13 protein-coding genes and 1 pseudogene are annotated in these 11865 nt (G+C 69.7%); 10 read left to right on the top strand and 4 right to left on the bottom strand.

Features of this window, described 5'->3' with window-relative positions; translation table 11 throughout:
- Positions 1-50 precede the first annotated feature (50 nt).
- Positions 51-299, bottom strand: a pseudogene (locus FRZ03_RS15395) (EamA family transporter); the annotation flags it as partial.
- A gap of 192 nt (positions 300-491) precedes the next feature.
- Here FRZ03_RS15395 and FRZ03_RS15390 point away from each other — a divergent pair.
- Entirely contained in the window at positions 492-1076 is a 585-nt protein-coding gene (locus FRZ03_RS15390; RefSeq protein ID WP_146465715.1) for a helix-turn-helix domain-containing protein, read from the top strand.
- A gap of 150 nt (positions 1077-1226) precedes the next feature.
- Here FRZ03_RS15390 and FRZ03_RS15385 read toward each other — a convergent pair whose 3' ends face one another.
- Positions 1227-1820: a TetR/AcrR family transcriptional regulator gene (locus FRZ03_RS15385; RefSeq protein WP_146465714.1), complete on the bottom strand. Its 594-nt coding sequence runs from the start codon at positions 1818-1820 to the stop codon at positions 1227-1229.
- A gap of 116 nt (positions 1821-1936) precedes the next feature.
- Between FRZ03_RS15385 and FRZ03_RS15380 the strand changes: the two genes are divergently transcribed.
- Positions 1937-2758 carry an SDR family oxidoreductase gene (locus FRZ03_RS15380; RefSeq protein ID WP_261399084.1) on the top strand — a complete coding sequence of 274 codons (822 nt, stop codon included), beginning with the start codon at positions 1937-1939 and terminating at the stop codon, positions 2756-2758.
- Between the two features lies 1 nt (position 2759).
- On the top strand, positions 2760-3536 hold the full coding sequence (locus tag FRZ03_RS15375) for an SDR family NAD(P)-dependent oxidoreductase (protein WP_146465712.1): 777 nt from the start codon (positions 2760-2762) through the stop codon (positions 3534-3536).
- 213 nt (positions 3537-3749) lie between these two features.
- Here the strand turns inward: FRZ03_RS15375 and FRZ03_RS15370 are convergent, their stop codons facing one another.
- A complete protein-coding gene (locus FRZ03_RS15370) occupies positions 3750-4337 on the bottom strand; it encodes a TetR/AcrR family transcriptional regulator (protein WP_146465711.1) in 588 nt (195 codons plus the stop codon).
- A gap of 82 nt (positions 4338-4419) precedes the next feature.
- On the opposite strand from FRZ03_RS15370, the gene FRZ03_RS15365 reads away from it, so the two are divergent.
- The 5 genes from FRZ03_RS15365 (at position 4420) to FRZ03_RS15345 (ending at position 8741) form a co-directional block, all read left to right on the top strand.
- Entirely contained in the window at positions 4420-5223 is an 804-nt protein-coding gene (locus tag FRZ03_RS15365) for an SDR family NAD(P)-dependent oxidoreductase (protein WP_146465710.1), read from the top strand.
- A 282-nt stretch (positions 5224-5505) separates the two neighbouring features.
- A protein-coding gene (locus tag FRZ03_RS15360) for an IS5 family transposase (RefSeq protein ID WP_398660443.1) occupies positions 5506-6314 on the top strand; the annotation gives its coding sequence in 2 pieces (ribosomal slippage) (positions 5506-5841 and positions 5844-6314; 807 coding nt in all).
- Positions 6315-6324: 10 nt separating this feature from the next.
- Complete coding sequence (locus FRZ03_RS15355; protein ID WP_146465709.1) at positions 6325-6720, top strand: GNAT family N-acetyltransferase; 396 nt, start codon at positions 6325-6327, stop codon at positions 6718-6720.
- Between the two features lie 708 nt (positions 6721-7428).
- Positions 7429-8235, top strand: coding sequence for an SCO6745 family protein (locus tag FRZ03_RS15350; protein ID WP_261399083.1), 807 nt, complete (start codon positions 7429-7431; stop codon positions 8233-8235).
- A 233-nt stretch (positions 8236-8468) separates the two neighbouring features.
- Entirely contained in the window at positions 8469-8741 is a 273-nt protein-coding gene (locus tag FRZ03_RS15345) for a DUF4190 domain-containing protein (RefSeq protein WP_146465707.1), read from the top strand.
- Positions 8742-8832: 91 nt separating this feature from the next.
- Here FRZ03_RS15345 and FRZ03_RS15340 read toward each other — a convergent pair whose 3' ends face one another.
- Positions 8833-9558: an inositol monophosphatase family protein gene (locus tag FRZ03_RS15340; protein ID WP_261399081.1), complete on the bottom strand. Its 726-nt coding sequence runs from the start codon at positions 9556-9558 to the stop codon at positions 8833-8835.
- A 45-nt stretch (positions 9559-9603) separates the two neighbouring features.
- On the opposite strand from FRZ03_RS15340, the gene FRZ03_RS15335 reads away from it, so the two are divergent.
- Entirely contained in the window at positions 9604-11184 is a 1581-nt protein-coding gene (locus FRZ03_RS15335) for a sensor histidine kinase (RefSeq protein WP_146465705.1), read from the top strand.
- A gap of 25 nt (positions 11185-11209) precedes the next feature.
- Positions 11210-11860, top strand: a complete 651-nt coding sequence (locus FRZ03_RS15330) for a hypothetical protein (protein WP_261399080.1) — start codon at positions 11210-11212, stop codon at positions 11858-11860.
- The last annotated feature ends 5 nt before the right edge of the window (positions 11861-11865 follow it).

Raw genomic sequence — 11865 nt, 5'->3', positions numbered from 1 at the left:
GCCGCGAACCGGCTGAACACGTACGGGTCCTTCGGGGGCGCGGCGCCGGGTCAGGTGAGGGCGGGGAGGCCGACGGCGACGGCGGCGGTGCCCAGGCCGACGAGTCGGCCGCGGTGGATGCGCTCGGCGAGGACGCCGCGGGCGAACAGGACGGTGCCGGCCGGGTACAGGGCGGTGATCACGGCGACGAGGGCCAGGTCGCCGCTGCGGGCGGCGAGCAGGAGCAGCAGGTCGGCGAGCGAGTCCAGCGCGCCGGCCGTCGCCGACATCGCGTACGCCGGCTTCTCCGGTCCCAGCCTGCGCCGAGGCTGCCGAGGAAGTCGGCGCATCCGTAGGCCAGGGAACTGCCCGGGGCCGGCAGCAGAGCGATCACGCGTTCATCCCTTACTATCAATGGAACGACTACACCGTACAACGTACCGACCGGATGAAGTGAACTGAACGGCCGAAGGGTGCAGTGCGGTGACCACCTGCTTGGAGGGTTGAGAGCGATGGCCGAGACCGAGGCGGCGCTGCGGACGCTCGCGCACAACGTCAGGGCCGCCCGTACCCGGGCCGGGCTGTCCCTGGACGAACTCGGCCGCCGCGCGAAGGTCAGCAAGGGCGCGCTGGTGGGTCTGGAGAAGGCCCAGGGCAACCCGAACTTCGCCACCCTGGTCCGGCTCGCCGACACTCTGGGCATCTCGGTGTCCGCGCTGATGGAAGGGCCGGCCGAGGGCCGGGTCCGGGTGGTGTCCGCCGATGCCGTCATGCCCCTGTGGGTCGGGGAGAAGGGCGGCGAGGCCCGGCTGATGCTGACCACCTCGGGCCCCTCCCCGGTCGAGGTCTGGCGCTGGAAACTGGAGCCGGGCGAGGAGTACCCCAGCCACCCGCACCAGGCCGGCGTCGTGGAGACCGTCAGCGTGACCGCCGGCGAGATGCTGCTCGTCGTCGACGGCGTCGAGCACGCCATCGAGGCCGGGCAGACGGCCACCTTCGACGGCGACGCCCCCCACGCCTACCGCGGCTCCGGCACAGGGACCTGCCACTTGATCATGACCGTTCACATCCCGCCCGGCCCCGGCTCCGCCGGCTGACCTGACCGTCGCCCGCCGCTAACCTCGAGTGCGGTCCCAGTGCCAGGCATCGTCGGAGTGGTGCGGTGCCGGACGCGATGGCGCACCGTCACGGTGCGCACCAACTGCCGCACGAGGTCATACGCTCCGGAGAGCGGCACATCGCCGGTGTCAGCCGGTCCGTAGACCATCGAGAAGAACGGTCAGCACCACGTGGTGACCGTTTGCAGGGTCGGGCTCGAGTCCCAGCACGCATCCCCGTACCGCTGGGGCGCCGGTCAGCCGCAGCACTTCCTGCCAGGCCAGATCCCGGCGAAGACGTCCCTGGCCCTGAGCGCGTTCGATGACCCTCCGGGTGAGGTCGAGGAGCTCGTGGCGCTGCTGGGCGACAGCGGGCCCGCCGTGCTGGTCCAGGGAGCCGGACAGTCCTGCGTTCTGAGCGGTGCGCAGGACCAGGCCGCTGAACAGCGACGAGAAGCCCTCCCAGGCGTCATCGCAGTCCAGAGCCTGGTGTGCGGTGTCGATCAGTTCGGTGAGGATGTCGCTCAGTACCGCCGCCATGAGCTGGTCGCGTTCGGGGTAGCGCCGGTAGACGGTGCCCACACCGACGCCGGCCTCCCGGGCGATCTCGTGGTAGCTCACGTCCAGCCCGTTGGCGGCGACGGCACGACGCGCGGCCGCGAGAACCCGCGCGGCATTGCGCTGGGCGTCGGCACGCACGGGCATCGTCGTTTCCTGGGGCGTCGCAGGCCGCTCCGTGTTCATCGCCCCCATCTTATCCATAAGTGGACAGCTTCTGTCCGTGCCCCTACTCTGAGGAAACGGACAAGATTGGTCCGTTTATTTGGCTCGTGCGAGAGGTGTGAGGCATGGGGTCTCGCGTGTGGCTGGTCACCGGCGCGTCCGGAGGGTTGGGCCAGGCTCTGGTCAGTGAGGTTCTGAGCGCAGGTGAGCGAGTGATCGCGGTCACGCGTGACGACAAGCCGTTGCAACCGCTGACCGCCGCCTTCCCCGGGCGTCTGCGCACCGTGAGCGTGGACATCACCGACGCCGGTACGCTGCGTGCGGTACTGGATGACGCGATCACCGGGTTCGGCCGCCTCGACGTCGTCGTCAACAACGCCGGCTACGCGCTGGCGGGCCCCTTCGAGGAACTGGACGACGCGGAGCTGCGCGCCCAGTTCGAAGTGAACTTCTTCGCCGCCGCCAATGTCCTGCGCGCCGTTCTGCCCTACCTGCGCGCGGCGAAAGCGGGCCGTGTGCTGCAGATCAGCTCGCTGGCAGGGCAGATCGGTGCCCCGGGGATGAGCGCCTACACGGCCAGCAAGCACGCCCTCGAAGGTCTGAGCGTCTCACTGGCCGCCGAGCTCGCCCCGCTGGGCATCCGGACGACGATCGTGGAGCCGGGAGCAGCCCGCACCGGCTTCCGCGCCGACTGGGCGAGCCGGCTGTACGGCAGCGCCCCCCTCCCCGTACACGAAGCGCTGGCGCGCTCCGCCGGCGCCGCGGGAGGCCAGGCCGGCGACCCCGCCGGTATGGCCCAGGCCCTCGTCATCCTCGCCGACATGCCGAGCCCCCCGCTGCGCCTTCCTCTCGGCAGCGACGCCGTCACCGGCATCGGGAACGCCCGCAGCGACCAACTCGAAGAGCTGCGCCGGTTCACGATGCTGAGCGCTTCCACCGACCACACAAAGGCGATCTGACATGCCCGAGCACCGCACCACCGGCCGTTTCGCCGTCGTCACCGGCGGCAGCGAGGGCCTTGGCCTGGCCATCGCCGCTGCCCTCGCCCGCGACGGAGCGGACCTGATTCTCGTCGCCCGCAACCGCGACAAGCTCGAGACCGCCGCCAAGGAACTCGGCCGGCACGGCACCGTCGTGCACACCGTCCCCGCGGATCTCTCCGCGCCCGACGCCCCCGCCCGGATCGCCGCGCACGTCGGAAACCTGACCGACCGGCTCGACACCCTCGTCAACAACGTCGGCACCGCACACTTCGCCTCCCTTGCCGACACCACGGTCGACGAGATGAACACCATGTGGCACCTCAACGTCCAGGTGCCGCTGCTGCTGAGCCGGCAACTCCTGCCCGCCCTCGTGAACGCTCGGGGAAGCATCATCAACATCAGCAGCTACTGGGCCCGCAAAATGGTCGCCGGCCGTCATTCGGCCGCCTACTCCGCCACCCGCGGAGCGCTCAACTCCATGACCCGGGCACTGGCCAGCGAACTCGGCCCCCAAGGAGTCCGTGTCAACGCCATCGCTCCCGGCGCCGTCCGCACTCCCCAGTACGAACGCTCCTATCTCGCCCCCATGACCGCAGAGGAACGCACCGCACACGACGCGCAGATCGAGCACTCCTACCCCCTGGGACGCCTGGGCACCCCCGAGGACGTCGCCACCGCGGCCGCCTACCTGGCCTCGGCCCAGTGGACCACCGGCACCATCCTCACCGTCGACGGAGGCCTCACCATCCGCTGACTCCTGCAAGCTTCCTGAGGCTGTGTCAATCTGGCGGCTGGTCCTACTTGTTGAGCGTTCAGTTGTTGCTCGGGGCCAGGCGCTCCGGAGGCGACCTGGAACGCGTTCAGTGAAGCCTTCCAGAGCATGGCCCACCGCTTGACCCTTGCCACCGCTGCGGTCGACAGCGCGGTGGCGTCGGGTTCTGCGAGAAGTGTGCCGGGGATACGCGCCTCAGCCGTGGTCCCGCACCGCCGCGAGGCACTGGTCGTAGAGGTCTGCCAGGTCGATCCGCCCGTCATGTCCGGCCCAGAGTTCGGTTGCCGTGTCGATACAGGCGAAGACCGTCGCGACGATCGCCTTGGCCTGCGTGTCGGGAGCCGGATGGCCGGGGCCGTCGCCCAGTCGCGCCCGGACAACGGGGACGAGTTCCGCCTGCCAGCGCAGCCGCTTCTCGATGTAGCGGGCACGCAGTGAGGGCGTCTCGAAGATGAGGCGGGACAGCTCCAGCGCACGCTCCGGGGGGTGGTTGGCGGTCAGGAGGACCTCGAAGCCGGCGCGCAGGGCATCCCAGGCGGACATCTCGGCCGACTGCTGCTCGACGGTCCGTTTCAGCAGTTCGCCCAGCGCTTCCTGGTCGCCGCAGACCAAGTCCTCCTTGGTCCCGAAGTAGCGGAAAAGGGAGCGCTGCGAGATCCCCGCCTCCCGCGCGATCTGCGCGATCGTCGTCTGCTCGTAGCCCTGTTCGGCGAACAGGCGTACCGCCGTGTCCAGGATCGCCTGGACGGCGACCTGCCGCGAACGCTCCCACAAGGTCGTCATGGACGTCAGGATACGCCTCTGGACAGCGACCGCCTAGTTGGCATTAACTGCCAGGAAGGCAGCGACTGAAAGAAGGATGACCATGCGGGCCGTCGATTACCACGGACACACCACTCTCATCACCGGGGCCAGCGCGGGCCTCGGCGCCGAGTTCGCCCGCCAGCTCGCCGCCCGCGGCTCCGACCTGGTGCTGGTCGCCCGCCGCAGGGACCGCCTGGAGAAGCTGGCCACCGAGCTGCGCGAACAGCATCGGATCCAGGTGCACGTGGTGGAGATGGACCTGGCCACGGAACGCCCCGGGCAGGCGTTGGCCGCGCAGGTGGCCCAGCTCGGCCTGCACGTCACGAGCCTGATCAACAACGCCGGGTTCGCCACCTTCGGCCCCTTCCACCAGGCGGACCCGGACCGGCTGCGCCGGGAGATCGCGGTCGACGTGACCGCGGTCGCCGACATCAGCCGTGCCTTCATCGGCCAACTGCGTACCGCGGGCCGCGGGGTACTGGTCAACGTGGCGAGCATGGCCGCCTACCAGCCCAACCCGCGCATGGCGCTCTACGGGGCGACCAAGGCGTTCGTGCTCAGCCTCACCGAGGCCCTGTGGGAGGAGTCACGCGGCACCGGTCTGCGGGTGCTGGCGCTGTCCCCCGGCGCGACCCGGACCGAGTTCTTCGACGTCGTGGGCACCCCACAGGCCGCCGGAGGGACCAGGCTCGCCTCACCCGTCGACGTCGTCCGCACCGCGCTGGCCGCCCTGGACCGCAGAAACCCGCCGCCCAGCGTCATCGCAGGCCGCATGAACCGGGTGATGGCCTTCCTCGCCCGACGTCTGGCCACCCGGCGCCAGGTCATCCGGGCCATCGGCCGGCTCACCGCCAAGGGGGCATGACCACGGGCGGAAAGGCCGTAGTGACTCCCGAACTCGTGCCGGCCACGTCCGTCCCTGTGGCGTTGCCGTTCCGAGGGCGACACGCGCCGGTCGGGCGGGTGGACAAGACAGTGGCGGGGCTTCCGGACCGAGCGAGTCCGTGAGGTCGGATACGTTCGTCCGGCCGCGTACGCTGCGGCCCTGCCGACGAGCCGACAAATCTCAGACAGGACAGTCGATGAAGTCGGTCAGTAAGAGATCGTCTCATCTGGCTTGATCACTAAGCTGTCGGGCGTGATGGCGATGGTGGAGCGGTTGGTGCCGGACGGGTTGTGGGAGTTGTTCCAGAGGGTGGTCCCGGCTGCTCCAGTACGGCCTCAAGGTGGCGGCCGACGCCGGTATGGGGACCGCCAAGTGCTGGCAGCCATCGTGTTCGTGGCCACGACCGGTTGCACGTGGCGCCAGCTCCCACCAGGCTTCGGTCCATCCGGGCCAACCGCACACCGGCGGTTCACCGAGTGGAGTCGTGCTCGGGTGTGGGGCAAGCTCCACCGCCTGGTCCTGGACGAGCTCGGTGCGCGTGGCGCTCTGGATTGGTCGCGTTGTGCGATCGATTCGGTGAACATGCGGGCAGCGAAAGGGGGGACCTGACGGGTCCGAATCCCGTAGATCGCGGGAAGAAGGGCTCAAAGATCCATTTGATCACCGAGCGGACCGGTCTGCCCCTCTCTATCGGTATCTCCGCTGCGAACACCCACGACAGCCAAGGCCTGGAGGCTCTGGTGCGAGGTATCCCGCCGATCCGCTCCCGGCGTGGACCGCGCCGACGACGGCCCGCCAAGCTCCATGGCGACAAGGGATACGACTACGACCATCTGCGGCGATGGCTGCGCTCGCGGAACATCACTCCGCGCATCGCGCGCAACGGCATCGAGTCCTCCCAGCGGCTGGGCCGACATCGTTGGACCGTGGAGCGGACGGTGGCCTGGCTTGCGGGATGCCGCCGTCTGCACCGGCGCTACGAGCGCAAAGCCGAACACCTCCTCGCCTTCGCCGGCATCGCCGCCACCCTCATCTGCTACCGCCGACTGGCGGCTGGGGTAGATCGCTAGTCTCCCGGCCATGTACCGGATCGATGAGGTTCTTCCAAGCGTCCGCGAATACCGGGACCTGCGCGCTTCGGTGGGCTGGGGCTCGCCCTCGCCCACCGACTGCGGCGTCGCCCTGGAGGCGACGCAGTTCGGGGTGGTTGCCCGCCACCGCGAGCAAGCGGTCGGCATGGCGCGGCTCGTCGGCGACAAGACCCTGTATCTCTTGATCGTTGATGTCGCCGTCCATCCGGACCATCAAGGCTCCGGTCTCGGCCGCAGTATGGTCAGGAGGCTCGTGGAGTGGGCCAAGGTGCAAGGGACCCGCAACACCCTGCTCGTTGCCAGTCCGGAGATCGTCCCCTTCTACGAGTCCCTCGACTTCTCGCTTGACACCAGCCACCTGATGAAGCGCGCATTCAACCCATGACGAGAGACTTCCCCCACCAAATGAGACGTTTTCTAAGTGAGCCAGGCTCACCAGCAGGACCACCAACCTGACGGATGCTCTACTCCGCAGACAGCCACTCCCGACCAGCGTGAGCACTCCAAAACCGGTCCCACCAGCCCTTTGAAGTGCGGTGTCAAGTCGGCGGAGGCTCCGTCGAGTTGGCAGGCCTGGCGGAGGTGTCGGGGTGAACGCGTCCACGGCGTTGTGGGCCGTGGCGCTGCTGGGGGAGGCCGGGCCCGTGGATCGGCGGACGAACCCGGGCGGCGATCGCGGTGCAGTCCCGTTCGACGACCGTGAACCGCGGCCCGGTGGCCCGTGCGGCGGGGTCTTTGAGACCCTTTTTCCTCGGCGCGCCGGGACTTGCCCGTGCTTTTGAGCCGAAGCTCAGGAGTTGTCACCAGCGGGACCGGCTGAGCTGGTGAATGGGGACGACCGAGGCAGCCCGGTTGTCACACGTGAGGCATCCGGCCTGTCACAGGCGCTCATTCGGCAGTCTTTCTTGTCACCAGGCTGGACCTGAGCCCGCTCTCGCATACACAGCCACGCAGACGCCAACCCTTCTGCACTGCTTTCCTTCGGTCACCGATGAGTCTTGGTATGCCGGACGGTCCAAGTCGGCACACCCGACAAAGGGAGAAGCCAATGGGCGAGACGCGCTTGCATCCGATGACTCACATCGCACGTCGCATGTTCGAGCTCCTAGAGCCGATCTGCCTGGTCACGTTCCTGGCCGACGAGTGCAACGAGGAACTGGCCGCACTCGGCCACCGCACCTACTGGGACGGCTACTTCGCCAGCCGCGCCGCACCACTGGGGCGAGTGTCGGCCCAAGTCGTGCACGCGGCCTTCTACAACTTCGCCGACGGGGAAGCCGCACGGCACATCCCCAGCGCCTGGGAGACGATCTCGCCCGAGGCCTGCGTCGCCGCGCGCGAGCGGGGCAGCGCGGCCTCCCTACGGCGCATCCTCGGCGACGAGCTGGCCGGGTCCCCGGGTCTGGTGCGCGCCGCGGACCTGACCACCAAGGCCGCGACGAGCGCTCCTACCGAAGGCCGGGTGATGTACGCCGGCATGCGCACCCTTGAGGTACCCAGTGACCCCGTCGCCCGGCTGTGGCATTCCGCGACCATGCTGCGCGAACACCGCGGCGACGGGCACATCGCCGCTCTCGTCGGCGCGCGCATCGGCGGTACGGAGGCCCACGTGCTCTCCGCCCTGAAGCTGGGCATCCACCCCCCGGAGTCGTTCGGACGCATCCATCACCTGCCGAAAGAGCGCCTGGCCGCGGTCATGGGCGGCATGCGCGAACGCGGACTCGTCGACATCGACGGCCACTTCACCGACGCGGGCCGCGCGACCAAACAACGCATCGAAACCCTCACTGACGAACTCGCCATCCCGCCCTACGACGCCCTGTCCCCCGCCGAACTCGACGAACTGATCAACAACCTCGAACCCATCACTGCGACCCTGGCGGCCACAGGCTCGCGGTGACACACAGAAATTGCCAGAGATCTCCGTGATCAGGCAGGTCCTAACGGGGTCCACTATCCCGTTTCAGTCACAGCCTGCTCCCACCAGCAACCTCGTAGGTGACAACAAGCCTGCCTATGTGACAACTATCCGGCTTTGGCTCAGCTTTCCGCAGGCATGACACGGCGCTGACGGGCAACCAGAAGTGAACGGAAGGTGAGAAACGAAGCCAACACGATGGTTTGGGAGAGACCGTGGTTTCTTACGGTAGAACAGGCGTGCACAGGGCAAGCCGGACGAACGGGCTGGCGATAGCGGGACTTGTCTGCGGCATCGTCGGCATCTTCTTCCTGCCGATCATCCTGGGGCCGCTGGCCATCGTCTTCGGCGCCGTGGCGCTGCGGCAGACCGGCTCCCCGATGGCGAAGTGGGACATCGGCCTCGGAGTGCTCGACCTCGTTCTCATGCTCGTGACGTTCGTCGTCGCCGTCGGCAACGGCGGCGGCTTCTCCTGGCACATCGGCTGATCCGCGCCCGCCGCGACAAGCGTATGGCGCCTGCGCCCCGGCGCGGGGCACCTTGAGCGGAAGGCGCGGAAGGACGAGGTCGCCGACGAGGTCACCGCCGTTGTGCGCCGCCCTCGGTGAGGATGCCCAGCAGCCGGCCGTGCAGGTGCCCGGACGCCACCAGGATGCCGTCGGCACCGGCGGACCAGGGCTCGCCGTTCATGTCGGTGACGACGGCGCCCGCCTCCTCGGCGATCAGTGCGCCCGCCAGCAGGTTGGTGTCGTCCCGGCCGTACTGCCAGAACGCGTCGAGGCGGCCGGCGGCGGCGTCGGCGATCTGCCAGGAGGTGGGTCCGAGGTTGCGCACCGCGCCGACGCGGGGGAGTACGGCGGTGAGGGAGCGCCCCGCCTCGTGTGCCGCTTCGGGCTGCCGGGCGATGAGCGGGGGCTGGCTGGTGGCGACGATCGTGGCGGCCGTGTCGGTCTTGGCCGAAGGACGGACGGGACGGTCGTCGCGCGTGGCGCCGTGGCCGTGGGCGGCCAGGTAGGTCTCGCCGAACAGCGGCGCGTGCAGCACGGCCGCCGTCGGCCTGCCATCGCGGACGAGAGCCAGGCTGACGCAGAACTGCGGGAGCCCCTGGATGAACTGCACCGCCCCGTCGACGACATCGACGCACCACACCTCGCCGTCGGCGGGCAGCGCGGCCAGGCCCTCCAGTTCCTCCGTCCAGCCCGCGTGCGGGCGAAGGGCCGAAAGCCGGTCGCGCAGCACCGCCACGACCGGCGCCTCCAGTTCCCGCCAGGCCCGGGCGAAGCCGTCGAAGGCGGTCGCCGTCACCGGGCGTGGCAGATTGCCCTGGCCGCCGTCGCCTCCGCCGTCGCCGTGCGCGACTCACTGCTGGCCTCGGCGTTCCAGCGGGTCACCGACGGCACGGGTACCGTGGTGATCGAGTCGCCCCTGTGCGAATCCAGTTTCGACGACACGTGCGTCGAAACCCCCCGCGTCCGGCGCACCGACCAACTCGACTCGTACAGCGGCCAGGACGACACCATCCCGCACCTCCGAGGCGAACACCTGTCTCTGCGGCCGTGGACGGACCAGCACGAGGCCACGCCCGTCGAATTGATCCGAGCCGACGGGACACCCCGGTCGTTGACGAGGGAGGACTCCGACCCCCTCATGGACGCCTGGACGGACCAGCAGCGGCTGGACACCACCGAGTGGTGGCTGGCCGGCGGCGCGCTGGGCCTCACGCTGCTGACCGCCGGCGGGACCTGGCTGGCCGTCGGCCGGGTCCTGAAACCGGTGGACGGCATCCGGACGCAGTTCGCCGCACTGAGCCTGAGCCGCCTCGACCAGCGCATCTCGGAACCGCGCGGCGGCAGGGAGTTCACGCGACTGGTGGCGACGATGAACAGCGCCCTGGACCGCCTGGACGCGGCGGCCGCCCGGCAGCGGCAGTTCACCTCCGACGTGGCCCACGAACTGCGCACCCCGCTCGCCTGCCTGCGTGCCGAACTCGAACTCGCGCTCACCGGCTCCGGGACCGCGCACTGGCGCGACGCCGCCCGTGACGCCTTGCAGGACACCCTGCACGTCCAGGACATCACCACGAACCTGCTGCTCCTGGCCCGCCTCGACGCCCAGGCCGCACACTCGAGAACCCTTCTGACCAAGCACGTCGATCTGACCCACCTGATCCGCACCACCGTCGCTCGCCGTGGCGTGCCCGATCATCTGAGCCTGGTCGTCACCGCACCAGACGAACCCGCGCCCGTGACCGGCCACCCAGGCCTGATCACCCGCGTCCTGGACAACCTTCTCGACAACGCCGAACGCCACGCGGCCACCGCGATCACCGTCACTCTCACCGCGGACCACGAACACCGACGAGCCGTACTCGACGTGGCCAACGACGGCGCGCCCATCCCGCCCGAACACCAGGAGACGATCTTCGAACGCTTCAGCCGGCTCGACGACGCGCGTACACGGGACGCCGGGGGCACGGGCCTCGGTCTGGCCATCGCCCGCCGCATCACCACGCTCCACCACGGCACCCTCACACTCGCCCCCGGCCAAGAAGACCGAGCGGGCGCCCGGTTCACCGTACGGCTCCCCCTCACCGACGAGGACACCCAGCCGCTGGTCACCGAACTCCTGCACGCCTGGGAGCAGCCCGGCGACATCCCCGCGCTCTTCACCCACCACGCCGCGCACCAGCCCCTCGAAGACGTCGTGCCCGACCTGGCACGCGCCCTCGTCACGGCCGGGCGCGACCACCACCTCCGCGCGCTGCTCCGCCACGTCGCAGGGCAGGCACCCGCCTGGGAGGTCACCGGCCTCGCGGACATCCTCCGGGGCGAAGGCATGCCTGCCGTCGCCGACGATCTGCTCGCCGCCCGCGCGGCACAGCGCAGGACCAGGCCGGCGAGACCAGGGCGGCGTTCGCAGAAGGAGCCGTAGATTCGTCGTTCATTACTATGCCCGCATGAACAGCGCGGACGAGGAGCGGGATCTTTCCGGTGAACGGCGTCTGCCCGACTGGCGGGTGCTTGTCGTCGGGGGCGCGTCGGGGATGGGGAAGACCGGTGTCGGGCGGGCGTTGGCGCGACGGTACGGCGTCCCCGTCGTGGAGGCCGACGACATCGTGGAAGCCCTCCTCGCGGTGACCCTGCCCGAGCATCTGCCGGAGGTCCACGTCTGGCGTACTCACCCCGAGGCCGCCCGGCAGGATCCCGAGTCGGTGGTCGAGCGGCAGATCGCGATCGCCCGGGCGCTGGCACCGGCGATCGACGCGGTGGTGGCCAATCACGTGGGCACCGACACCCCGGTGATCCTGGAGGGCGACTACATCCTGCCCGGACCGGCGACTCCGGCGGGTCCGGTCCGTGCCGTCTTCCTGCACGAGGACGACGAGGCGCAGGTGACGGCCAACTACCTGCGCCGGGAGCCGGAGGCCGGACCGCAGCGCCATCGCGCACGCGTCAGCGTGCTCTACGGTCGGTGGCTCGCCGCGCAGGCACGGGCGGTCGGCGTGCCGGTCGTGGCTCCCCGCCCGTGGCAAGACCTGGCCGGCCGGGTCGCCGAGGCGGCGTCGGCCTTCCACCTGCCATCGACGCTCGGCACCTGTACCCGCTGAAAGGC

The organism is Streptomyces misionensis (assembly GCF_007896895.1).
GTDB classification, from domain to species: Bacteria; Actinomycetota; Actinomycetes; order Streptomycetales; family Streptomycetaceae; genus Streptomyces; species Streptomyces misionensis_A.
The sequence above is the reverse complement of the archived record's forward strand: the minus strand, read 5'-3'. Positions and strand labels throughout refer to the sequence as shown.

Excerpts from the sequence above, each read along its gene's own strand:
- FRZ03_RS15390 (WP_146465715.1), top strand. The coding sequence starts at position 492 with ATGGCCGAGACCGAGGCGGCGCTGCGGACGCTCGCGCACAACGTCAGG.
- FRZ03_RS15385 (WP_146465714.1), bottom strand. The coding sequence starts at position 1,820 with ATGAACACGGAGCGGCCTGCGACGCCCCAGGAAACGACGATGCCCGTG.
- FRZ03_RS15375 (WP_146465712.1), top strand. The coding sequence starts at position 2,760 with ATGCCCGAGCACCGCACCACCGGCCGTTTCGCCGTCGTCACCGGCGGC.
- FRZ03_RS15370 (WP_146465711.1), bottom strand. The coding sequence starts at position 4,337 with ATGACGACCTTGTGGGAGCGTTCGCGGCAGGTCGCCGTCCAGGCGATC.
- FRZ03_RS15365 (WP_146465710.1), top strand. The coding sequence starts at position 4,420 with ATGCGGGCCGTCGATTACCACGGACACACCACTCTCATCACCGGGGCC.
- FRZ03_RS15355 (WP_146465709.1), top strand. The coding sequence starts at position 6,325 with ATGTACCGGATCGATGAGGTTCTTCCAAGCGTCCGCGAATACCGGGAC.
- FRZ03_RS15350 (WP_261399083.1), top strand. The coding sequence starts at position 7,429 with ATGTTCGAGCTCCTAGAGCCGATCTGCCTGGTCACGTTCCTGGCCGAC.
- FRZ03_RS15330 (WP_261399080.1), top strand. The coding sequence starts at position 11,210 with ATGAACAGCGCGGACGAGGAGCGGGATCTTTCCGGTGAACGGCGTCTG.